This is a genomic window from Croceivirga thetidis, from assembly GCF_012272815.1.
In the GTDB taxonomy this organism is placed as follows: domain Bacteria; phylum Bacteroidota; class Bacteroidia; order Flavobacteriales; family Flavobacteriaceae; genus Croceivirga; species Croceivirga thetidis.
In genome coordinates this window covers 78,655-101,085 of sequence record NZ_JAAWWL010000002.1, presented here as the reverse complement: position 1 = coordinate 101,085, position 22,431 = coordinate 78,655, and the positions used below count along the sequence as shown (strand labels likewise).

Annotated in this window: 20 protein-coding genes and 1 other RNA gene; 7 read left to right on the top strand and 14 right to left on the bottom strand. The window is 38.7% G+C overall.

Annotated features, from left to right (window positions below):
- Nucleotides 1–24: 24 nt before the first annotated feature.
- The 5 genes from HCU67_RS08290 to HCU67_RS08270 are packed head-to-tail and all read right to left on the bottom strand — an operon-like array spanning nucleotide 25 to nucleotide 4,599.
- Nucleotides 25–1,149 (bottom strand): iron-containing alcohol dehydrogenase family protein, encoded by a 1,125-nt coding sequence (locus HCU67_RS08290; protein WP_246865743.1) that lies wholly within the window; start codon nucleotides 1,147–1,149, stop codon nucleotides 25–27.
- Nucleotides 1,150–1,854, bottom strand: coding sequence for an HAD family hydrolase (locus HCU67_RS08285; RefSeq protein WP_168552176.1), 705 nt, complete (start codon nucleotides 1,852–1,854; stop codon nucleotides 1,150–1,152).
- Nucleotides 1,830–2,558, bottom strand: a complete 729-nt coding sequence (kdsB, locus tag HCU67_RS08280) for a 3-deoxy-manno-octulosonate cytidylyltransferase (protein WP_210423677.1) — start codon at nucleotides 2,556–2,558, stop codon at nucleotides 1,830–1,832. The genes HCU67_RS08285 and kdsB overlap by 25 nt, the downstream gene beginning before the upstream one ends.
- Before the next feature lie 11 nt (nucleotides 2,559–2,569).
- A complete protein-coding gene (locus HCU67_RS08275; RefSeq protein ID WP_168552174.1) occupies nucleotides 2,570–3,142 on the bottom strand; it encodes a DUF4126 domain-containing protein in 573 nt (190 codons plus the stop codon).
- A 29-nt stretch (nucleotides 3,143–3,171) separates the two neighbouring features.
- Nucleotides 3,172–4,599, bottom strand: coding sequence for an ATP-dependent DNA helicase (locus tag HCU67_RS08270; protein WP_168552173.1), 1,428 nt, complete (start codon nucleotides 4,597–4,599; stop codon nucleotides 3,172–3,174).
- Between the two features lie 211 nt (nucleotides 4,600–4,810).
- Here HCU67_RS08270 and HCU67_RS08265 point away from each other — a divergent pair, with 211 nt between their 5' ends.
- From HCU67_RS08265 to rsmD, 3 genes are read left to right on the top strand one after another with little or no spacing between them, the layout of a single operon-like run.
- Nucleotides 4,811–5,443: a hypothetical protein gene (locus HCU67_RS08265; protein WP_168553459.1), complete on the top strand. Its 633-nt coding sequence runs from the start codon at nucleotides 4,811–4,813 to the stop codon at nucleotides 5,441–5,443.
- 17 nt (nucleotides 5,444–5,460) lie between these two features.
- On the top strand, nucleotides 5,461–6,252 hold the full coding sequence (locus HCU67_RS08260) for a DUF3822 family protein (RefSeq protein WP_168552172.1): 792 nt from the start codon (nucleotides 5,461–5,463) through the stop codon (nucleotides 6,250–6,252).
- On the top strand, nucleotides 6,252–6,785 hold the full coding sequence (gene rsmD / locus HCU67_RS08255) for a 16S rRNA (guanine(966)-N(2))-methyltransferase RsmD (protein ID WP_168552171.1): 534 nt from the start codon (nucleotides 6,252–6,254) through the stop codon (nucleotides 6,783–6,785). Before HCU67_RS08260 ends, rsmD begins: the two co-directional genes overlap by 1 nt.
- 40 nt (nucleotides 6,786–6,825) lie before the next feature.
- On the opposite strand, the gene rnpB is transcribed toward rsmD, so the two are convergent.
- An RNA gene (gene rnpB / locus HCU67_RS08250) (RNase P RNA component class A) lies at nucleotides 6,826–7,118 on the bottom strand.
- A 107-nt stretch (nucleotides 7,119–7,225) separates the two neighbouring features.
- Between rnpB and HCU67_RS08245 the strand changes: the two genes are divergently transcribed.
- Entirely contained in the window at nucleotides 7,226–8,941 is a 1,716-nt protein-coding gene (locus HCU67_RS08245; RefSeq protein WP_168552170.1) for a DNA polymerase III subunit gamma/tau, read from the top strand.
- Here HCU67_RS08245 and HCU67_RS08240 read toward each other — a convergent pair.
- From HCU67_RS08240 to HCU67_RS08215, 6 genes are read right to left on the bottom strand one after another with little or no spacing between them, the layout of a single operon-like run.
- A complete protein-coding gene (locus tag HCU67_RS08240; RefSeq protein WP_168552169.1) occupies nucleotides 8,938–9,294 on the bottom strand; it encodes a transmembrane 220 family protein in 357 nt (118 codons plus the stop codon). The two genes, HCU67_RS08245 and HCU67_RS08240, sit on opposite strands and share 4 nt — an antisense overlap.
- A 3-nt stretch (nucleotides 9,295–9,297) precedes the next feature.
- A complete protein-coding gene (locus HCU67_RS08235) occupies nucleotides 9,298–10,671 on the bottom strand; it encodes an alkaline phosphatase family protein (RefSeq protein ID WP_168552168.1) in 1,374 nt (457 codons plus the stop codon).
- Nucleotides 10,671–11,864, bottom strand: a complete 1,194-nt coding sequence (eboE, locus tag HCU67_RS08230; RefSeq protein ID WP_168552167.1) for a metabolite traffic protein EboE — start codon at nucleotides 11,862–11,864, stop codon at nucleotides 10,671–10,673. The genes HCU67_RS08235 and eboE overlap by 1 nt, the downstream gene beginning before the upstream one ends.
- Nucleotide 11,865: 1 nt before the next feature.
- Nucleotides 11,866–13,029: a 3-dehydroquinate synthase gene (locus HCU67_RS08225; RefSeq protein WP_168552166.1), complete on the bottom strand. Its 1,164-nt coding sequence runs from the start codon at nucleotides 13,027–13,029 to the stop codon at nucleotides 11,866–11,868.
- Between the two features lie 7 nt (nucleotides 13,030–13,036).
- Entirely contained in the window at nucleotides 13,037–13,915 is an 879-nt protein-coding gene (eboC, locus tag HCU67_RS08220; protein WP_168552165.1) for a UbiA-like protein EboC, read from the bottom strand.
- On the bottom strand, nucleotides 13,915–14,823 hold the full coding sequence (locus HCU67_RS08215) for a TatD family hydrolase (RefSeq protein ID WP_168552164.1): 909 nt from the start codon (nucleotides 14,821–14,823) through the stop codon (nucleotides 13,915–13,917). Before HCU67_RS08215 ends, eboC begins: the two co-directional genes overlap by 1 nt.
- A 191-nt stretch (nucleotides 14,824–15,014) precedes the next feature.
- Between HCU67_RS08215 and HCU67_RS08210 the strand changes: the two genes are divergently transcribed.
- Nucleotides 15,015–16,856, top strand: coding sequence for a 3-keto-alpha-glucoside-1,2-lyase-like domain-containing protein (locus HCU67_RS08210; RefSeq protein WP_210423676.1), 1,842 nt, complete (start codon nucleotides 15,015–15,017; stop codon nucleotides 16,854–16,856).
- A gap of 14 nt (nucleotides 16,857–16,870) precedes the next feature.
- Nucleotides 16,871–18,805, top strand: coding sequence for a c-type cytochrome (locus tag HCU67_RS08205; protein ID WP_168552162.1), 1,935 nt, complete (start codon nucleotides 16,871–16,873; stop codon nucleotides 18,803–18,805).
- Between the two features lie 17 nt (nucleotides 18,806–18,822).
- On the opposite strand, the gene HCU67_RS08200 is transcribed toward HCU67_RS08205, so the two are convergent.
- A complete protein-coding gene (locus HCU67_RS08200; RefSeq protein WP_168552161.1) occupies nucleotides 18,823–19,668 on the bottom strand; it encodes an EboA domain-containing protein in 846 nt (281 codons plus the stop codon).
- 97 nt (nucleotides 19,669–19,765) lie between these two features.
- Between HCU67_RS08200 and HCU67_RS08195 the strand changes: the two genes are divergently transcribed.
- The gene (locus HCU67_RS08195; protein ID WP_168552160.1) at nucleotides 19,766–20,347 is read left to right on the top strand and encodes a MiaE family protein; all 582 of its coding nucleotides are present in this window, start codon (nucleotides 19,766–19,768) and stop codon (nucleotides 20,345–20,347) included.
- Here the strand turns inward: HCU67_RS08195 and ppk1 are convergent.
- Nucleotides 20,344–22,428 carry a polyphosphate kinase 1 gene (gene ppk1 / locus HCU67_RS08190; RefSeq protein WP_168552159.1) on the bottom strand — a complete coding sequence of 695 codons (2,085 nt, stop codon included), beginning with the start codon at nucleotides 22,426–22,428 and terminating at the stop codon, nucleotides 20,344–20,346. The genes HCU67_RS08195 and ppk1 overlap by 4 nt on opposite strands.
- Between the last annotated feature and the right edge of the window lie 3 nt (nucleotides 22,429–22,431).

Below are 22,431 nucleotides of genomic sequence, written 5' to 3'. Positions count from 1 at the left end.
TGAATTTAGCGATTGGACGTAACACTAGATTTTTTTGTAGATGGCGACCACTTTTTCTTGGTCGATACATTGATGCCAGTCTTTGCCTAGCGCATTCTCCCAAAGGGGTTCCATTGAAAGTGCAATTTGTGCCATGGTCTCCAAGTCGGAATTCGGTAAATTGGCACAAACATTTTTAGGAAACTCAATTTGGTGCTTCTCCTTCATTTTTTTGAAGAGCGTCACCCCTTCTGGGTAGAATTCTTCCAAATGTTGAAAAACCAAACAATTACCGATGCCGTGTTTTGTGCCCAAAACATAAGACAGGCCATAACTCAAAGCGTGCGCTACTCCAACTTGGGAATAAGCAATGCTCATGCCCCCATGCCATGAGGCCATCATCAACTTGTCTTCAGCTTCTTTTGGAGACAAATCACCGAGAAAAACCTCCTCGCATAGGTCAAACGCCTTTTCACCATAACTCTGGCTAAATGCATTTAGATAGGTGCCGTTCAACGACTCCACACAGTGTATAAAACAATCCATGCCTGTGAAGAACCACTGGTCTTTTGGTACGGTCACGACCAAATCAGGGTCGAGTACTACTTGGTCAAAAGTGGTGTAATCTGAATTGATTCCTAGTTTTCGCTCGGGCCCTGATAGCACGGCCGTTCTAGAAACTTCGGCGCCCGTACCACTGATTGTAGGGATGCCAACATGGAACAATGCTGGTTTTTGAACCAAATCCCAGCCTTGATATTCTTCAGAACCGCCTTTGTTATTGAGCATAATAGCTACAGCCTTGGAGAGGTCCAAAACGGTACCACCCCCAATACCTATAATACCTGATGGTAATTCATCAAAGTCGTTCTTTATTTTAGCGACCAAAGCATCTACTTGTTCCGTCTTCGGTTCTTCAGCAGCAGAAATGAAAATTGTCAGGTCGTTGAACAACCATGGTATTCTGCTTTCCAGTTCTTTCCCTTCAAAAAAATCATCCACCAGGAAAATGAAAGGGGCTTCTGAATTCCTTCTTTTGGGTAGCAAAATATCGGCCAACTGTCCGAAACTTCCCCGACCATAGATTACCCTTGGCACCATGGGAAAGTTCTTATACTGTTGCGTAGATTTACTTTTAATGCTTCCCTTATTTATCTCGTTCACCTCCATTTAATTCAAATACTTCAGAATTTCGGTAATCCTATTCAACTTCAAATGACCGTTGACATTTATTTCATTTTCATTGACCTCTTCATGGGCCCATGTGGTATGAAAGGGAATGTGAACGGCCTTCGCCCCTATACCTAATATAGGTAGAACATCTGACTTCAAAGAATTCCCTACCATTAAAAATTCATTTGTGTCAATTTCAAGATGTTCCAACAAGGCCTTGTAATTCGTTTCTTTCTTATCGCTTAGTACCTCTACATGATGAAAATACTTGGAGAGTCCAGACCTTTCGAGCTTTCGTTCTTGGTCTAATAAATCGCCTTTTGTCATCACGATAAGCCGGTACTTTGCTTGCAATTTTTCCAATACTTCTTCAACGCCATCCAACACTTCAACGGGATGGTCTATCATATTTTTGCCCAATTGCAATATCTCTTCTATTGTAGATTGGGATACTTTATTATTTGAAAGGTCCAACGCAGATTCAACCATAGAGAGCACAAAACCTTTAATACCATAACCGTAAAGTTCCAAGTTCTTCATTTCCATCTTGAATAACTCTTGGTCAATTTTGTTTTTGGTTTCGTAGCTCTCCAATAACTCGGCAAAGCGCTCTTCGGTCTCTCGAAAATAGGTTTCGTTGACCCAAAGCGTATCATCCGCATCAAAACCAATCACTTTTATGCCTTTAAAGTCTGCTTCCATTCTTTCAATGCACGTTCTAAATCTTCTGGCGTATCAATTTCTACCCCTGTCACATGTGTCTCGACCATTTTTATTTTACGCCCATACTCCAGAAATCGAATTGCTTCAATTTTCTCTTTGGCCTCTAAAGGCAACATCGGCAGTTGCTTAAAATCAAGTAACGCCCTTTTTCTAAAGGCATAAATACCCTTATGCTTGTAATATTTTGCTTCTACCTTCTCATCTCTTGGATAAGGAATGGCAGATCTTGAAAAATAGAGCGCAAAATTACGATTGTCTACGATTACCTTAACCGTATTTGGGTTGGAAATTTCTTCCCAATCGGTAATTGGGGTCATCAAAGAAGCCAAATCAATCTCGTTGGTTATGTCTTCATGAAATACTCGAATGACCTTTTCTAAACTTTCCTGCTCTATAAAAGGCTCATCGCCTTGTACATTAATGATAATGTCCGCTTCTACTTCTGAAACAGCTTCAGCGATTCGGTCACTCCCGCTTTCATGCTCTTCTTTACTCCTAATGACGGTTCCGCCAATATTTTCAATTGTTTCTTGAATGATTTCACTATCAGTGACCACATACACCTCATCAAAAAGACCGGTATTTTGTACCGCCTCAAAGGTTCTCACAATTACGGGTTTGCCATGCAGGTCTTGCATCAACTTGGCTGGAAACCTAGATGCCTGATAGCGGGCTGGTATCATTGAAATTATCCTCAAGTCGCTGATTTTTTTGGTCTAATCTTTCTATAAATTTTGAAAATAATGGCCAAAATAATGACCACAAGAATTGCGGCAATAATTGGCTTTGCCAATGCTGCAGTTGCCACAACCGCTGCCGTACCGGTTTCAACGGTAGATACCACTGGATTTGCCAAACCACCAGTAGTGGCAGTACTGGTCAATCGTCCGGCTGCATTGGCACCCTTAATGGCGGCTGCCGTACCACCACCAGCAATAATAGCCAGAGACCATGTAATTACAGGGTCTAAATCGGCCATGGTAGAAACCATTACCGCCGTGCCAGCTATACCTGCCAAGGGTATGGCAATGCTGTCCAATAAATTATCAATCCACGGAATAAAATAGGCAAAAATCTCAACCACAGTAGCAATGCCAAGGGTCAAAACCGCAGCCAAACTACCAATCCAAGCCCAGTTTTCATTTAGTTCCCAAAAACCCAAATAACTTGCCAAACTAAGGGCGAATAAGGGCAGAAATACACGAAAACCTGCTGAGGCCGCCAAGCCAATACCCAGAAAAATACTTATGATCGTTTCTTGAGTCATACTCCTTTGATTTTGACTAAAATAACAGTTTATGTTTCAAGAAAAAAATCATCCTTAAAACCGATGAGATAGAGTTTGTTCTTGGCCCTGGTTACTGCTGTATACAACCAACGAAGGTATTCCTTATTCGGGCCATCGGGCAAATACGGCTGCTCCACAAAAACGTTTTCCCATTGCCCACCCTGTGATTTATGGCAGGTAATGGCATAGGAAAATTTGACCTGCAAGGCATTAAAAAACCGATTGTTCTTCACTCCGAGAAATCGCTTGTAATTTGATTTTTCGTGCGCATAATCCTGAGCAACCTCTTGATATAACCTATTGCCATCTTCATAGGACAAAGAAGGGCTTTCTGCCATAATGGTATCCAATAATAGTACCGTCTCAAAGGGTCTCTGATTCGGATAATCAACCATTCTAACCTTTACCTCGGCAAACTTGAATCCGTACAATTCTTTTATCGAAAAGAGTTCTAAAATCTCAACAATATCACCGTTGGCAATAAACCCTGCTTCTGAATTTGGTCGTAGCCAGAAATAGTTGTTTTTGACTACCATCATGTAATCCCCAACGGAAATCTCGTTCTCAAGAAAAAGGATGCGTTCCCGAATATTCTGATTGTAAAGATTTGCCCTTTTATTTGAGCGCACAATAATCGCTGTCTCTTCACGCCCTTCATTTTGATATGAACTATCAATTGCTTCCTGTATTTCGTTACCCTCAATTAGGCGAACGAGATCAGTACCGGCATTAAGGTCGAACTTAAATTCTTCAAAAAAGGATTGCTGTAATTGTTCCCGTATCAAAGTTGCGTTCCAAAGAATTGAAGAATCTGCGGTCTGTCTTGTGACTTCATCCAATTCTATTTTGGTCACCGTTTTATTGTAGTTGAGTTCAAGGGTATCGTCATTTAAAGCCGGGCTTAATTCTAATTTAACCGGTGGTAATTGTGCCGTGTCACCTATCAATAAAAGTTTGCATCTATGACCTGAATACACAAAATACATGAGGTCATCAAGTAAGGAACCATTTTCAAATAGTTTACTATCGGCCGGACTATCGGGAACCATTGATGCTTCATCAACAATAAATAGCGTATCTCTGTGCTTGTTTGGTGCCAAGACGAACTTCATGGCGCCATTCGACTGTTTTTTAGGGAAATATATCTTTCGATGTATGGTAAAAGCTTCTTTACCACTGTAACTAGCCATAACTTTTGCAGCCCTACCTGTGGGTGCCAGCATAACGTATTTCTTTTTTGCATGCCAAAGGTTTTTTGTTATAGTACCGACTAATGTCGTTTTACCTGTACCTGCAAATCCTTTCAGAAGAAAAAGGGCATCCTTATTATTGTCAATAACAAAATCCGCCAATTTTTCTAAGGCAATACTTTGCACAGCAGTTGGTTCGTGGGGAAATTTTTCCCTCAAAATCTTATGAAATTCGCGGGCCGTCAATACAAATGGAAAGTCCCAAATATAGGGTTAGAAAAGCACACAAAAACTTTCGTCATTAAAAAAAAATTGTAGATTTGTCTGTAACCACTAATTAACTTAAAGTAATACGAAAACACCTATGATACTAGCAGTTATTCTAGTCATTTTATTAACCGTCGGATTGGTTTATGTAATTGACAAATTTCTACCTTCTAAGCTTAGGCCATTGATTATGTTAGTCTTTGCAGCCTTAAGTATTTTCTTCGCTTACAAAATTTATGGCTCGGTAAACGGCCCGATTGAATTCAAAAAAGTACGCCAAGAACGTTTTCAGGCCGTAATCAACAAATTGAAAGATATACGAGATGCTCAAGAAGCATACAAATCGGTTAATGGTAAATATGCGGCAAACTTCAATAGCCTTATCAAGTTTGTTGATACTGGTGACTATACCATCACGACACAAAGAGATTCTTCTTTTATGCGTTTTGACAAGGCGTACCAAATCGACTTACAAGTAGATACTGTTGTAATCGATACCCTTGGGACGGTTAAGGTCAAGGATTCATTATTTAAAGCTGACGACCGATACAAGACAATGATGGATGTTCCTTTTGCCCAGAATGGGGAAAAGTTTGAAATGAAGGCTGATATCATTGACAAGAGTGGTTATAAGGCACCTGTTTTTGAAGCTAAGATTAAAAAGGACGTTGTACTGTATGATCAGCCAGCATCTTTGAAAGCACAGGAAAACGCAAGAAACAGTGTTGAAGAAGTCAATGGCGAGTTCGTTAAAGTTGGTTCTCTTACCGATGTAAGCACCAACGGAAACTGGCCTCCACTTTACGACAGAAACGATAAATAATTTAAATTTTGGATTCTATGGAATCCTTTAAGAAACTGTCCATTCAAGTTGGCTTGAATGGACTTTCTTTTTGTGTCTTAGATTCGGTCAATAATGAAATTATTGACCATGGTGGCCATTCTTACGATGCCGAACAAACACCCTATTTACTTTCAAAAGACTTAAAATCACTTTTAGAGAAACACAATTTAATTGGGAGCTCGTTCGAAGATATTCTGATAATTCATAGAACGAATAACTCGAGTTTGGTGCCTAAGGCGCTTTTTAGCAAGGACAACTTACAGGACTACCTAAAGTTTAATGCAACCATTACCTCCAATGATAGTGTAACCTATGATGATTTGGGTAGTCTGGATCTTGTAAACGTCTATACCCCTTTTAGTAAAATAAATGAACTAATCTCAGAGGTTTTCAGTGAATTTCGCGAGCTACATAATTCCACTGTTCTATTAAAAACCTTTCTGAAACAAAACCGGGAACCAGGTCCCCATTGTTTTGTACATCTAGTGAATCAAGAAATGGAGGTTCTAATAATGAATGATAACAGGTTCCTCCTTTACAACCAACATACCATTAGTACTAAAGAGGATTTTCTTTATCACATTCTTTTTAGCTTGGAACAATTGGGTATTTCTCTGGATGAAGTTAAACTAAGATTATTCGGCAATTCCAAGGAAGAGGAGAGATACCTAGAGATTGCTAGAGCATACGTACATGATGTTGAAGTAATTCAGCCAATCAACCCAACAGTTGATTTTTCTAAAATACCAAAGGGTGCTTTGGATTTTGCGATTCTAAATTCCTTCTAGTGCGTATTATATCAGGTAAATACAAAGGCAAACGATTGCTGGCTCCTAAAAAATTGCCCGTTCGCCCAACTACCGACATGGCCAAAGAGGCCTTGTTCAACATCCTCAACAACAGCTTCTTTTTTGAAGAAATCAAAGTTTTAGATCTGTTTGCTGGCACAGGAAATATAAGCTTTGAGTTTGCCTCTCGAGGGGCTCAGGATATAACAGCTATTGACGCCCACTTAGGTTGTATAAAGTTTATCTCAAAAACCGCTGGCGAATTGGGTTTTTCTATAAATGCATTTAAAAATGATGTGTTTTCATTTTTATCAAAAACAAGGGAACGGTATGATGTGATTTTTGCCGACCCTCCTTATGATTTAGAAATCTCTGAATTGCAAAAAATCGCGAATACTGTTTTTGAAAAAGATCTTTTAATGGATGACGGGGTTCTCGTTGTGGAACATTCCCCACAAATTGATTTGTCAACGGAACCAAGATTCGTTGAACAAAGAAAATATGGAAGTTCCGTTTTCAGTTTTTTTGAATAGCCTTGGTAAATTGCCCTGGGCATTTACCCAGGGCAATTGATGTGACTGCAGGTCATAAGCCGGATTCTGTCGAGCCCTACCATTTATCTAGGGTCTTGGTTACCCAAAACCTCTAACCGCCTACCCTCCAATTTGGGCGTGCAACCCTCAAACATTGGTTTACATGGCGTTTCACCGCATAGAGTTTACCTGATTTCACTACAGCCGAACTGTACTTGCTTTCTGCTGCACTTGTCCTCATCTTTCGATGGACGGGTGTTACCCGCTATACTGCACTTCGGTGTCCGGACTTTCCTCCTCAATAACAATTGAGACGATAGAGTGCCCTGCAATGCAAAGTTACTTCAATTGTTAATAACTATTCATTGAGGTCGATTGCAAGTCTAGTCAATGCTCTTAGCTATTTTTATATTTGTTATTGGCTCAAAATCAGTCAAGTTTTGGAACCCTTTGTAGTATCAGCTCGTAAATACCGTCCACAAATCTTCAAGGATGTTGTTGGCCAAAAGGCCATTACAGATACCCTTGAAAACGCCATTGCCAGCAATCACTTGGCACAAGCATTACTTTTTTGTGGTCCTAGGGGTGTTGGTAAAACCACCTGTGCACGAATCTTAGCTAAAAAAATAAACCAAGATGGTACTGAGGCAGAAAATGAGGATTTTGCCTTCAACATTTTCGAATTGGATGCGGCTTCAAATAACTCAGTAGATGATATTCGAAGCTTAACCGACCAAGTGCGCATACCACCCCAGGTTGGCAACTATAAAGTGTACATTATTGATGAAGTTCACATGCTCTCCCAATCGGCATTCAATGCCTTTTTAAAAACATTGGAAGAACCCCCAAAACACGCTATTTTCATTTTAGCTACGACTGAAAAACATAAGATTATTCCAACCATCCTTTCAAGATGTCAAATTTTTGATTTCAAAAGGATAACTGTTAAGGACGCCGTAGAATACCTGAAGTACATTGCCAACGAACAAGGTGTCAATGCTGAAGAAGATGCCCTTCATATTATCGCTCAAAAGGCAGATGGTGCCATGCGAGATGCATTATCAATATTTGATAGGGTCGTCAGTTTTTCAGGTAAGGAATTGACTCGAAAAGCTGTTGCAGAAAACCTCAATGTGCTTGACTACGATACCTATTTCGAGGCAACTGATTTAATACTAGGCGGTAAGATTCCTGAATTGCTGCTATTGCTCAACAAAACACTGGCCTTAGGTTTTGATGGCCACCATTTTATCGTTGGTTTAGCTTCACATTTCAGGGATTTGTTGGTTTGCCAGCATCCAGAAACCGTTGCTTTACTTGAGGTGGGTGATGAAACAAAGGCGAAATATGCCGAACAATCGAATAGTGCAAGTAAAGACTTCTTAATACAAGCATTGGATATGGCCAATAGCTGTGACTTGAGCTATAAGAATAGTAAAAACCAACGATTGTTAGTTGAATTAACGTTGATGAAGGTAGCCTCGTTGAATTTTGACAACGAAAAAAAAAAGGATGATTTCATAATTCCAGCGAGTTACTTTAGAAACCAAGATTATGTAAAAGTACCGGAAACAAAGACTTATTCCATAGAGGAAAAAGTGCATGAAGCAGCCGAGAAAAAAGGTGCCGCTCAAAATTCGATTCCTGAATCTACACAAACAATTCCTGAAATTGAGAAAGTTGAACTTAAGAACATGCCTTCTCGGGTATCAGGACTTTCACTGTCAAGTTTAAAAGCCAAAAAGGAACACCAATCAAATAAAACACCTGCTGTAGAAGCCAATCTACCTTCAAATTCATTTACTCATGATGAGCTATTATTACACTGGAAGGACTACGCTGCCAAGCTAGATGCTTCTGGCAAGAAAATAATGGCAAGTAATCTACTTGCAGATGAACCTAAATTAAAAGAAGAAAGTACAATTTTCATTGAGCTGCCAAACGGTACCATGAAAAAGGAAATTGAGCGGGAGCAAGGACCATTAATGGCCTACCTCAAAGGCAAACTTCAAAATCACTCAATCGAGCTAGAAATTCAAGTAAACGAAGAGGTTGCAAAAAAATTCGCTTTTACCCCCGAAGAGAAATATGAAAAGCTACGGGAAAAAAACCCAGCAATTGACCTCTTGCGTCAAGAATTTGATTTGGATTTTTAGACCTTTTTTGGCATCTGCCAGCTTCCATACGCAAAAAGTCCCATTGCCAAGGCGGCGATTAGAAGGCCAAGTGCCTCCCTTCCTCTTTCGATATTGACAATGTCCCCTTCTCCGATGGTAACACCTTCAAATTTTACTGGCCATGAGTAAATAGCAAAACCGATAAAAAATCCGAACAAAAAAAGTGCCCATAAAAATTTCAATCGACCTAAGACAAACAATATTGAGGCTAACGCAGCCATTCCATAAATCACATACCATTTTATTGCATCTGGGTCATTATACTGAACAACAGCAGCAGCTATAAATAGTAAGGCGAAAATGATGGCTAAAATTTTTAAAAAAGATTTCATTGGTTAAGGTTTTAAAAGATGCTCTAAAATAGAGAAAACATCTGTTGCTTTTATTGATTCATTCTTTAATACATCTTTCCGGTCAGTGATAAAAATTGGCCAATCGGATTTGGATTCTGGAATACGACCATGAGATCCTTTGACTAATTCTGCCTTAAGTGGTATTACGTCCATAACCGTCCGAAAACCCATTTTCTTTTTTAAAAGCTTCCATATGATTTTTGGAACAACCAATTTATCTTTTGGGTCGGTGAACATTTCAACTGGATCATAGCCAGGCTTTTTATGAATATCAACCATTCTGGCATAATCCGGAGCTTTAGCATCATCTTGCCAGAAATAATAGGTGAACCATGAATCTTTATCGGCAACGACCACAAAATCTCCACTTCGCTCATGGTCAAGACCCCATTCTTTGAGTGTATCCCCTTCCAATATTGTTTCAATACCATTTGTGCCTTCCAATAGTTGGCGGACTTCTGCCCTAATACTGTCATCATTTAGATAAACATGGGCAATTTGATGGTCAGCGACAGCAAATGCCTTACTTGCACCAGCATCTAAGAGTTCTAACCCCTTTTCTGTTCGTATTGAAAGAAATCCATTATCACGAAGTAGACGATTCAAATGAATCGGATTATTAACGTTTGTAATTCCATACTCTGAAAGAATAACAATACTGGCATTTTGCTTATCAAAATGATTTACCAATTTTTCTATTTCTTGGTCTATTTCCAATAAGTCTTTCTTAATTATCGAGAAATCATTACCATAACGTTGTATGTTGTAGTCCAAATGAGGTAAATAAACCAATGATAAGGTTGGGTCATATAGCTCATCGGTCAAAATAGTAGCATCTGCAATCCAACGACTCGATTTGATTGAAGTCTTTGGACCCCAAAAACTAAATAAGGGAAAGGTGCCCAATTTGTCTTGTAAAACATCACGCAGTGATGCCGGATGGGAATAACAATCTGGAATTTTTCTACCATCTGCCAAATAATTTGGCCTTGGAGTGACGCTATAATCAGCTGTAGAATACATGTTATACCACCAAAAGAGATTGGCTACGGTAAAATCCTTATTCTCAGCTTTAAGGCTGTCCCAAATCTTTGGAGCTTCGATTAATTTATTTGATTGTCGCCAAAATTTTACTTCACACTCGTCTTCAAAATACCAACCGTTACCAACTATACCATGTTCGCTAGGTTTAACTCCGGTTAAATACGTAGTTTGTGCAGAACAAGTAACAGCGGGAAGTGCCGGTCTTATAAATGAGCGCGAACCGGTTTTCAAAAATGAAGTCAGAAATGGAGTATGTTCCCCAATCAGATTTTGGGTCAATCCGACTACATTAATAACAACGGTCTTTTTCACTACAATTGGGATTTGACCCAGTTCAATTCACGTACTATGGAATCGACAATGGGTATTTTTAAATTTTTAGGAAGCACATCCCAAGTATAGGTTTCAACTTCTAAATGCTTAGTTAGCCCGGGATTATCTTCTAGATAACTAAATGTATCAACTATTTGGTCTTGGGTGGATTTTAATAAACCAAACTCTTGTAAAAAAATCGGAACGTGGAAATGGGCCCGTAATTCTGTAAATGGTGCTTGTTTTTTCAATACTTCTGGCAAGTCTGAATACGTAACAACTTTCCCATCAATCAATTCAGTAACTTGATGAAGATAAGTAGGCTCATTAAAAGCTGCTAAAGCATCCCAAATTTCACTTGTGCTTTCTTTGGATTCCAAAATCTTGAGGGCAGCGCTTATCTGAATTTTGCCAATCTGTATGCCGGCTTCCGCAAGCCGTTGGAAAGTATTATCCGGAGCTTCAAAAGCTAAAGCAAAGTGGCATACATCATAACACAGCGTAATATGTCTTTTCAATAAATCAGTTGCCTCTTCGGGTGATTTACCTATGGAATTGAATCGAGAAACTGCCGCAGGAACCAGAAAATTCTCAAAAAACTCCAATACCTCGGTCGTATTTTCTAGTAGACCATCAGGTTCTGGTTCTACATCAAGATGTAGGAACTTACCAGTTTCTGATTCTATTTCGTGCAAATTAAAGGCAACCTCAACCATATTAGCGGCGCCTTTTTCCATGGCGATTTGCTTTTCTAAATCTCCCTCAAACCAGTGCCTGTAAGATATCGGAGAAGTAGAAATCCCACCCTCTAAACCTTCTGGAAGGAGTATTGCGAGCTGTTCAAACAATCGCAATGTGTAGGATAATCTTTCTTGTGTTGTCCAATCTGGCTCGTGTACCTTATCCTTAACTTTCTCATCATGAAAATTTCCATATGGGAATCCATTCATGGTGAAGACATAACAGTTGTTCTGAACTAACCATTCGCTAAATTCTTTCAGATTGTTGTTTTGGCTTAATTCGACACTGGCTTTGTTAGAAAGTCTCAGCCCAAGTCCGAATTCTTGATCAGGACTGATTTTGGCCTTGATTTTAGGTAGATTCTCTTTTAAGCTATCAAATGTCTTTTGCCAATTTTCTCCAGGATGGATGTTACTGCAATAGGAAAGATGAAAATTATCGTTCAACCGCATCTTACAAAGTAACGACTTTTGATGCTTTTCTAAGATTAATTGCTTTTTTCATATGATTAAGGTCAATTTCATGAACATCATACTTCATGCCTATTCCATTAATCAAAGTTATGGTCAATTGACCTCCTAAATGTTCTCGAAATTCTTCGATACCGTGCAGTAGTTCTTCGATTTCAGCTTCAGAATGAACCGGCAATGCTAATTCGAATCCAATTTCTTCAAGTAATTTGATTACTCGGTTTAAGGTGTTCGTATCAATTAATCCAATTTCATTGGCATAGGTAACATCCAATGCAATTCCCATCGCAACTGCCTCTCCATGTCGCAATTGGTAATTGGTCATCTGTTCCAATTTATGTGCCGCCCAATGTCCAAAATCAAGTGGCCTTGACGAACCACTTTCAAAAGGGTCTCCGCCTTGGGCAATATGTTGCATATGTAATTCAGCACATCGGTGAATCATTTTTGCGGTAGCTTCCATATTTCGCTCCGCCATCTTTGTGGCATTCGATTCGAGAAAGTTGAAAAAATCCACATCTTTTATGGCTGCTACTTTAACCGCTTCGGCAATTCCGGCAATCCAATCGCGTTGTTCAAGCGTTTTAAGGAATTCTAAATCATTGACAATTGCAAAAGGTGGTGAAAAACTGCCCAAGAAGTTCTTCTTTTCAAAGTAATTGATTCCGTTCTTTACCCCAACTGCCGCATCATTTTGAGCAAGAACCGTGGTAGGAACCCGAATCAACTTCACCCCACGGTGAGCGGTTGTTGCTGCATAGCCGACCATATCAATAACGGCTCCTCCCCCAATTGCCAAAACAAAAGAATGACGGCAAATATGACTATCGTTAATGGCCCCTAAAACTCGTTCTAAATTTGTTGGTTTCACTTTAGCCTGCTCCCCACCATCAACAATCAAAACATCTTGAACCTGAATTATGTCCTTATAACTATTTGCATAATTTTTAATGTCATTGACCAGAGTCGGATGAGCTCTAGCAACCCCTTCGTCAATGACCGCTAAGACTTTATTACCTGATGCCGAATACGCTTTTAAAAGATTCGCTAAAAGGGTATTTTCAGCTGAAAACAAATTTTGGGTAAAGTCCAACTTATAATTGTACTGAACTTTAAAAGACTGTTGTATTGAAGGTAAATTCTTCATCCCTGAATTAGGTTACGGCAAAAGCCTTCGCGAGCAAAATTGATAATGGCAATAGAAGTACGATTAATAGCCCAATTTGTAATCCTGCAAAGGCAGAAGCAATAGCTGCATCCAACAAAATTATGGACAAAACACCAGCTTTAACTGCCTTCATAATATTTTTAGGAATATTTTCACGATAAGCCCTAATCAAAGGAATTAAGACCATAATGGCAAAAAGTCCTAAAAATAAGAGGTATCCAAATTGTTCCACTCCGTACAAATTGTTTAGTAGCATAACGGAAATAAGCACCAAACCATATAATACCCCTGCAAATATGATGTTCTTTTTGTTATTGCCATGTACTTCACCCCTACTAATGAGGGTTACGGCAAAGATGAATAGTACTGGTATAAGGGCATATTGCCAATAGTCAAATGTTTGCACCAAAGACATACCGAGCAATAAATTGAGCCCGCGACACAAACCCATATTCAAAGGGCCAAAAAAGGAATGATTTTTACCCCAACTGTCATAAAGTAATATTGTTAATATCAAAACAAGCGCAACGACACCTGAGAAAATGGAAACTAATGTCGCTAATAATAAACCTGTTAGCATTAATAAAGCGCCAAAAATAGCTGCGTTTTTCAAGGGAATAGTTCCTGATGGAAGTGGTCTTTCCGGTCTCTCGACCAAATCTATTTCGTAATCAAAAAAATCATTGAAAACAACACCACCAGCATACAGGAATATCGATGAAACTACCAAAAACAAAGCTTCAACCGGCCAACTTGGACTACTAAAGGCACCGATAATCGCAAGACCTGCCAAGATATCGGCCGCCGCGGTTGGCAAATTGGGTGGTCGGCAAAGTCGAAGATAGCCTCTAAGAATGGGATTCATTAAACAATTTTGTCTTCCTCAACTTTAGGTTGCTGTCCTCTAAGCACACTGTTGTCATTGAAAAGTTTTCGTTGGTCAATCGCTTCCGGATTAAGCCAATGCTCTTCTTTCATTTTACCAGAACGACTAAAGAAATCGTATGCATTTTGATAGCAAGTTTTGTGAACGTCTTCCTTAGCAACACCGCTTCTTAGCATTAAACCTGCTGTTTTTGGAACCGCAAGTGGATCACTTACTCCCCAATCAGCTGAGCTATCGACAATGATATTAGTACTACCAAACTTTTTGACCACCGCTACCATTCGTTCATTTCCCATTTTTGTTTTTGGGTAAATAGTAAAGGCTGCAATGAAACCTCTATCCAAAACTTCTTTAACCGTCTCTTCATTGTTATGGTCTATCACTACGTTGCCCGGATCTAAACCGTGCTCAAGGCATACTTCCATACTTTTTATTGTACCAGCCTTCTTATCGCGATGTGGTGTATGTACTTGAACGGTCATATCGAATTCTTTTGCTAATTCCAATTGCGCTCGAAAGTATTTGTCTTCAGCTGCTGTCTGGTCGTCGTAGCCGATTTCACCAACGCCCACAACGTTTTCCTTATGAAGATAAAGGGGAAGTAAATCCATAACTTGTTCGGCAAGTGGTTCATTATTTGCTTCTTTGGAGTTTAAACCGATAGTACAATAATGTTTGATTCCAAATTGACTGGCCCTAAAAGCTTCCCAACCAACCAAACTACTAAAGTAATCTTGAAATGAACCTACCTGTGTTCGGGGCTGACCTAACCAAAATGAAGGTTCGATTACGGCAACAACACCCGCAGCCGCCATGGCCTCATAGTCATCTGTTGTTCTTGAAGTCATATGAATATGGGGGTCAATGTAGCTGAGCTTATCTTTCATACTAATTTTTTAGAACTACAAAAATAACCATTATTAGGTCGTTTGGCTTTAGTTGAATGTCATATAGGTGCCAACATTTTTATTTTTTAAGGCAATCGTTTACTTTCAAGGTTCCTTAATTTATTTCAATGATCACGAGAACTTTTAAGCTAACATATTGTTCGTTTCTTTTATGTCTTTCGGTTTTAGGTTTGAACGCCCAAAACGGACCTTCACTAATTACTATGGAAGAATTTGCACCACAATCAGGAAACTGGAGTATTGTTGGTGAGGTATTTATGGAAAGAACAATCGATATTCATAAGAAGGATTTGGAGACCACAAATACCAATAAAAAGCGAAAAAGAAAAAGGAAACCTACTGAACCAAAGACCAGAAACGCTGTTACCTTCTCTGATGGAACCGGTATTTTATTGAACAACCCCAACGACACAAATAAAGATAATCTGCTAACTAACTGGAAGCATGGTGATATTAAAATTGAATTGGAGGTCATGCTACCTAAAGGCTCCAACTCTGGAATTTATTTACAGGGTAGATATGAAGTACAACTTTTTGATAGCTGGGGTGTCAAAAATCCAAAATTCAGTGATATAGGCGGTATATATCGCAATTGGGAAGAAGACCCAGAAAAAATGTTTTTAGGGGTTGCACCTGCTACAAACGCAGCCAAAGCACCGGGTTTATGGCAAACCTTGAGTATAGATTTTGAAGCTCCAAAATTTGATGAAAATGGAAATAAAATTGCAAATGCCAAATTCGTTTCGGTTAGCTTAAATGGAATTGTTATCCATCAAAATGTTGAAATACCAAGACCCACCGGAGGTCCTATTTCAAATGAAGAAGTAGCCATGGGACCTTTAATGATTCAAGGAGATCATGGACCAGTCGCTTTTAGAAACATCAAAATCAAACAATTGGCCCCATCGAAAATTGAAGTATATGATTTAACCGCACAGATTTACCAAGGGCCGGTTGAGCTTGAAAAGGGATTGGATACTACCCAGCTTTCAAAACCCCAAAAAGTCAGTGAAATAGATGTCACAAAATTTGGGTTAAACGATAATTATTGGGTGGTTTTTGAAGGGAAACTAAAAGTGCCAAAAACTGATCGCTATGACTTCTTATTAGGGCTAACAGGTGGAGTAAGTTTATCGATTGACGGGAAAGTCGTCGATCAAATCTATTCTAAAGATAGCTGGGGAGCCATGGAAACCTCAACTGAAATTTCGTCGGGTGAGCATAGCATACGAATTGAAAATATGAAAGCCGCTCCATGGCATGGACCAAGATTGGGTCTAACCATAAGTTCTCCGAATACCAAACCAAAAACATTTAACGCCTACGACTCTTATCCCCCAATAGGAAACCTTGTATCTCAGATTTACGTTACGGTCGAAAATGAACCTGAATTATTGAGGGGTTTTGTCTTTTTTAAAGGAAATGATGAAAAACTTTCGCACACAATTGGTGTAGGAACTCCACATGGTGTCCATTATATCTATGATTTAGAATCGGGAAATATGGTCGGTGCATGGCGTGGAAATTTTATCAATGCAACGCCTATGTGGCATAATCGGGGCAACGGTTCGTTTAGGCCAGATGGAGTTACCATCTGGACGTTTCTAAATCAACCGTTGGCTGAATTAACATCAATGGATCTTCCTTTTCCGGATAATGACAAAACTGAAGGTTATAAGCCAAAAGGTTATTCAATTGACCCCGCTAATAAAATGCCAGTTTTCAACTATGAATATAAAGGCACCAAAGTGTCGCAAACAATAACTACCGACCAAGATGAATCGAGCTTAATTTCTGAAATTCAATTTTCAAACCAAAGTTTGGTCAATCACTATTACAAATTGGCCGAAGGTGATTTAGAAATACTACCAGACGGTAGTTATAGGGTAAATGATGCATATTACCTGAACATGGTTACAAATCAAAATGTGATAGTACGCACAAATAATGGCAAGCAAGAATTATTAGCTCCAATAGACGGTACTCCATTAAAATTCAAAACAATATGGTAAGAAATCCAATAATGATGAAATATCAAATAAGACTATTCGCCGTACTAATTTGTCTGATAATGGGTACTATGGTTTTTGCCCAAGGAAGACCTGTTGAGGAAAACTATTACAGAATTACCACTGTACCCGTACCTGAAGGTATTCATCTTGAAGGTGGAGGTGTACTTGCCCTACCAACGGGTAAACTAATGGTCTGTACACGTAGAGGGAATATTTGGCTAATAGAAAACCCAACAATGTCAGGTAATAGAAATCCCAATTTTAAAAAGTTTGCATCAGGACTTCATGAACCATTAGGAATAGCAAGAAAGAACAATGCTATTTACATTGCCCAGCGTGGAGAATTGACAAAATTGGTAGATACCAATGGTGATGAAGTAGCCGATATTTATGAAACTATCTATGCCTGGCCTCTGACCAGTCATTACCACGAATATTCATTTGGCCCAGTTATTGATAAAAATGGGGATTTCTTTGTTACTGCTAATGTTTCATTCTCGAATGCTGAATGGTGGCGCGGTATAAGTGAAGTCCCATGGCGTGGATGGACGATGAAGATTACTGAAGATGGCCAAATGGAACCTTGGGCTACTGGAATGCGTTCCCCAGCTGGTTATGGTATGTATGAAGGTGAATTATTCTATTCAGACAACCAAGGCGATTGGAAGGGTTCAGGTGGGGTTTGGCATTTACCTAAAGGTGCCTTCACCGGTCACCCTGCTGGTTTGGCATGGACAAATCACCCTGATTCACCAATAAAATTGACTGAAGAGCAGTTTTATGCAAAAATCGACAAACGCCAAAAGAAGGTCAATGGCAGTTATATTAAACCGGAAAATATTGAAAATGAAGAAGATCCTGATTTTGAATATGAGGCCCAAGAATATTTTGATGAACTTCAATTGCCTGCCGTTATACTACCACATGGTTTAATGGGCATTTCAAATTCAGAAATCATCGAAGATGACACCAATGGCAAATTCGGTCCCTTTTCTGGTCAATTATTGGTAGGTGACCAAGGTCAAAGTAAAATCATGCGTGTAGGTCTAGAAAAGGTGAAAGGAAAGTATCAAGGCTTTGCAATCGATTTTTTAAGCGGTTTCCAATCTGGAGTTATGCGAATGGATTTTGACAATCAAGGTAATCTTTTTGTAGGCGAAACAAATCGTGGTTGGGGTTCTGCTGGAACTACCAATGATGGTTTGGAATATGTGACCTGGACAGGTGAACTTCCTTTTGAAATAGAAAATGTTAAAGCGATGCCCGATGGGTTTGAAATCAGCTTTACACAACCTATAGCAATAGATAAAGCAGAATTTTTGGATTCGTATTATGGTAAGAGTTACGTTTACAAATATCATGCAGTTTATGGAAGTCCTCAGACCAATGTAAAAGAATTAAAACCAAAAGGGGTTAAAGTCAGTGAAAATGGATATTCGCTGCGTCTAGTTTATGATGAACTTCGACAATATTATGTACATGAACTCTCTTTTAGTGGAATCTATAATGAGGATGGAAATTCACTCTTGCACCCAACTATTTATTACACATTAAATGAGATTCCCGATGGTGAAAAATTGCCAGCGAGCGTTTTGTCGACCAAAAGAAAACCTAAAAAGAAAGTGGTATCCACAGCGCGAAAAAAAACTTCCAAGAAAAAACCCTTGACAACTGCTGGTAGTAAAAAAATAACTTTTGAAGAGGTTGAACCATTACTTCAAAAAAACACTTGTTTCGCCTGTCATCAGAGCGAGAAAAAGGTTGTTGGACCCTCGTATAAAGACATTGCAAAACGCAAGTACAGCGATGAGCGAATTGTGGAACTGATTTACAATCCAGAACCTAAAAACTGGCCTGAATACGCAACACCGATGGCACCGATGCCCCAAGTCCCCAGAGATGAAGCGTTAAAGATTGCGGCCTGGATCAATACGTTAAGGGATTATTAGTGCAATACAGTATTTGACTAAAGGGTTTGCCATGTAAGCGAACCCTCTTTTATTTCTTCTCGAAGCTTAGGGTATTCTTTTAGTAAATCTTCTGCTACTGTAAGCTTAGAATTAAAACAAACCAAAGCGGCGGCTTTATTTTCCCGAGGGTTTTCACTAGAGAAAAGCCGTTTGATGTCATTAACCAATGTACCTGTAAGAAAATTTGAAACAGGTCGCCAGAATAATGGGTCTATGGTACGGGAGGCGGCCCAACGTTCATGGGCATAATCGGAGATAATTCGTGCTAAATCTGCATTGGCTCGTTCATCAATATTGGCAATGGCCCCTAAGTCTTGTTGCATAAATGCAGCTTTCAGGAACATCTGATTCCATTGCTGGTCGGTAAAAAATTTTACCGGATAAGGATTGTACTGTGAAATTGCATCAAAGACCGTGGCAATATTCGTGCGTAGTGCTTCCACCGCTGCAAACTGATAGTTTTGAGGGTTCGGAAGCAGTGTCAAATACTTTAAAAAAGTTTCCAACTCAGCTGTATCTGAAATCTCAATTAACTTTTTCACGGCATCAACAAAGCTTTCATCATTTTCTAAAACCTCCCTTAAAAGCCAAATTCTAGAAAGTTCTCGGCCAGATGCTTTTTTTAAACTCAAGTATTGTCCCAAATGAGATGGGATTGATTTAAACTCAGAAAGTTCTTCATCCTCTATTTTACTGTTACAAAGACTGTAATTCAAATAAAGTTTTCGTGATGAAGCTGAATCAATTGTTTCATTAATAGCCTTGGCTATCCAATCAAATTCTGATTTTACTAGGTTCTTTTTCAAAAGGCCTTCCAAGTCAACCTCCAAGTTATCGAACATGGGATAGTAATTTAATTTAGAATACGACAACAAAGATAAACTCAACATATTGAATTTATTATACAAACGGAACTATCTTTACCCCTAAAAATCATCCATGTTAGGATTAAAATTACCCACAGACCCTAGGTGGGTAAACATCGTAGAAAAAAATATTGAAGAGATATTGACCGATCATGCCTACTGCGAACAAAAGGCAGCTAGTATGGCCATCTCTTTGATAATTGGATTTCCTGAAAAATCGGATTTGGTAAAAGAAATGATTTCACTTTCACGAGAGGAAATGGGACATTTCAACATGGTTCATGAAAAAATATTAGAACGAGGTTGGAGCCTGGGTAGGGAACGAAAAGATGAGTATGTAATCGAATTAAAAAAGTTTTTCCCTAAGGGAGGAAGTAGAGAAACCCATCTAGTGCATAAACTCTTATATGCAGCAATGATTGAAGCAAGGAGCTGTGAACGATTTCGATTGCTGTCTGAAGAAATATCAGATCCTGATTTGGCCGAATTTTATAGAAAACTTATGGTTAGCGAAGCCAACCATTACACGATGTTCTTAAAATTTGCCAGAAAATATGGTACTCGTGAAGAAGTAGACCAAAAGTGGCAAGATCTACTTTTACATGAAGCTGAACTAATGAAACACTTGGGAAAAAAAGAAACCATGCATGGTTAGCCTTTTTTCTTGAGTTTCTTTTTGTAATAATCGTATAAGGCGAATTGAGACCTTACTCTTGGTTTGTCATTATCGCGATAGGCGTTGTCTTGTTTTTCTGAAAACACCCTGGCTTTTACATTATCACTCCAACAAATGTCGAAGGTTTCCATAAGTTCCTGCTGAACATCCTCGTCATAAATAGGACAGCCGACCTCTACACGATAATCCAAATTTCGGGTCATCCAATCTGCTGATGAAATGTAAATTTTGGGATTTCCACCATTCGAGAAAATAAAGACCCTCGGATGTTCCAAAAACTTATCTACAATACTTATGGCTTCAATATTTTCGCTCATTCCTTTTATTCCAGGAATTAAGCAGCATACACCTCTTATTATTAGCTGAACCTTTACTCCTGCCCGACTTGCTTCGTATAGTTTATCAACCATTTTATACGAAGTGAAACTGTTCATCTTTATCTTGATATAGGCTTCTTTCCCAACTAATGCATTCGCAATCTCATTGTCAATAAGCTTTGAGAAAACATTTTTGGTATAATGTGGAGAAACTACTAGATGCTTATACTTGTTAATTTTGTAAGGAACATCAAAGAAATCAAATACTTTGTTGACCTCTCTCAAAATTCCGTCATGGGCCGTAAATAAGGTGTAATCAGTATAAATCTTAGCTGTAGATTCATTAAAATTTCCTGTACTTATAAAACCGTAACGTTTTAAGGATTTGCCTTCTTCACGATCAATGAAACATATTTTTGTGTGGACTTTAAGACCAGTGATTCCAAATATCAGTTTAATACCCTCCTCTTGAAAAATATTAGCATACTTAATATTTGCCTGCTCGTCAAATCTAGCCTGTAATTCTATTTGCACTGTTACCTCCTTACCATTACGTGCGGCATTAATTAAAGCAGCCGCAACCTGTGAATTTTTAGCAAGACGGTATATTGTTAGTTTTATACTTTTAACTTTGGGGTCAATTGCTGCCTCACGCAAAAACTTAATTACATAAGAATAGGTTTGAAAGGGGGTATAAATCATAAAGTCCTTGGCCGCAATTTGCTCTAATAGACTTCCTTCCAATCTTACCCCTTTAACTGGCAAAGCATCAATTTTTTGATACTGAAGGTCTTTTCTTCCCAAACTAGGAAATGACATATAGTCACGGCGATTGTGATAGCGTCCACCAGGTATCACACTATCCATTTCTTCAATCTTCATTTTATCTTTTAGAAAACGTAGTGTATCAATTTTGATACGCTTATCATAAACAAAACGTACAGGATCGCTGATTTTTCTGTGTTCAACACTACTTGAAATTTTTTCGATAAAACTTTTGCTTAGGTCATTATCAATGTCCAATTCGGCATCCCTGGTAATTTTAATCATGTGCGCTGTAATCTCTGTACTTACAAACATTGTAAATATTTGTTTTAGACAGAATCTGATTACGTCATCAACCATGATGATGTAATTTTCTCCCTTTAACTCTGGAAGTACTAAAAATCGAGGTAAATGTCTTGGAATTTCTATTAAAGCATATTGAATACCCAATTGTTCAATAGGCACCTCATCTGGATTTTGAAGTACCATACGTACGGCCAAGTAGGCAGCGGTTTCTTTTAATGTTGGGAACTCAGTGAGCGTATTTAAAATAACAACAATGAGTTCTGGATTTATTTTTTGTTGAAAATATTCTACAACATACTCCTCATGTTCCTTCTTAAGCTCTTTTTCATTGACAATATATATATGCTCCGTGGCAAGTTCGCGCTCAATTTTTTCGAGAATTCGCCCACTTTTTGCTTGAAGCTGAATAGCCTTTTTGGTAATTTGTTCTTGTAAAACCTTTGCACTTTCACCACCAAGTACACTTCTACCCGTTTTCCCGGCATCGGCAATTCGCTTAACTGTAGCGAAACGTACTTTAAAAAATTCATCAAGGTTATTACTGAAAATACCTAAGAAACGTAAGCGCTCGATAAGTGGAACATCTGGGTCGGCACTTTCTTGCAATACCCTTTCGTTAAAATGTAACCAGCTTATTTCACGATTTACGTACTCATTATTAGGTTTAGCCATATA

What these genes read in the sequence shown, in the direction of transcription:
- HCU67_RS08290 (WP_246865743.1), bottom strand. Translation starts at nt 1,149, where the DNA reads ATGGAGGTGAACGAGATAAATAAGGGAAGCATTAAAAGTAAATCTACG.
- HCU67_RS08285 (WP_168552176.1), bottom strand. Translation starts at nt 1,854, where the DNA reads ATGGAAGCAGACTTTAAAGGCATAAAAGTGATTGGTTTTGATGCGGAT.
- kdsB (WP_210423677.1), bottom strand. Translation starts at nt 2,558, where the DNA reads ATGATACCAGCCCGCTATCAGGCATCTAGGTTTCCAGCCAAGTTGATG.
- HCU67_RS08275 (WP_168552174.1), bottom strand. Translation starts at nt 3,142, where the DNA reads ATGACTCAAGAAACGATCATAAGTATTTTTCTGGGTATTGGCTTGGCG.
- HCU67_RS08265 (WP_168553459.1), top strand. Translation starts at nt 4,811, where the DNA reads ATGTTAGTCTTTGCAGCCTTAAGTATTTTCTTCGCTTACAAAATTTAT.
- HCU67_RS08260 (WP_168552172.1), top strand. Translation starts at nt 5,461, where the DNA reads ATGGAATCCTTTAAGAAACTGTCCATTCAAGTTGGCTTGAATGGACTT.
- HCU67_RS08240 (WP_168552169.1), bottom strand. Translation starts at nt 9,294, where the DNA reads ATGAAATCTTTTTTAAAAATTTTAGCCATCATTTTCGCCTTACTATTT.
- eboE (WP_168552167.1), bottom strand. Translation starts at nt 11,864, where the DNA reads ATGCGGTTGAACGATAATTTTCATCTTTCCTATTGCAGTAACATCCAT.
- HCU67_RS08225 (WP_168552166.1), bottom strand. Translation starts at nt 13,029, where the DNA reads ATGAAGAATTTACCTTCAATACAACAGTCTTTTAAAGTTCAGTACAAT.
- eboC (WP_168552165.1), bottom strand. Translation starts at nt 13,915, where the DNA reads ATGAATCCCATTCTTAGAGGCTATCTTCGACTTTGCCGACCACCCAAT.
- HCU67_RS08215 (WP_168552164.1), bottom strand. Translation starts at nt 14,823, where the DNA reads ATGAAAGATAAGCTCAGCTACATTGACCCCCATATTCATATGACTTCA.
- HCU67_RS08205 (WP_168552162.1), top strand. Translation starts at nt 16,871, where the DNA reads ATGAAATATCAAATAAGACTATTCGCCGTACTAATTTGTCTGATAATG.
- HCU67_RS08200 (WP_168552161.1), bottom strand. Translation starts at nt 19,668, where the DNA reads ATGTTCGATAACTTGGAGGTTGACTTGGAAGGCCTTTTGAAAAAGAAC.
- HCU67_RS08195 (WP_168552160.1), top strand. Translation starts at nt 19,766, where the DNA reads ATGTTAGGATTAAAATTACCCACAGACCCTAGGTGGGTAAACATCGTA.
- ppk1 (WP_168552159.1), bottom strand. Translation starts at nt 22,428, where the DNA reads ATGGCTAAACCTAATAATGAGTACGTAAATCGTGAAATAAGCTGGTTA.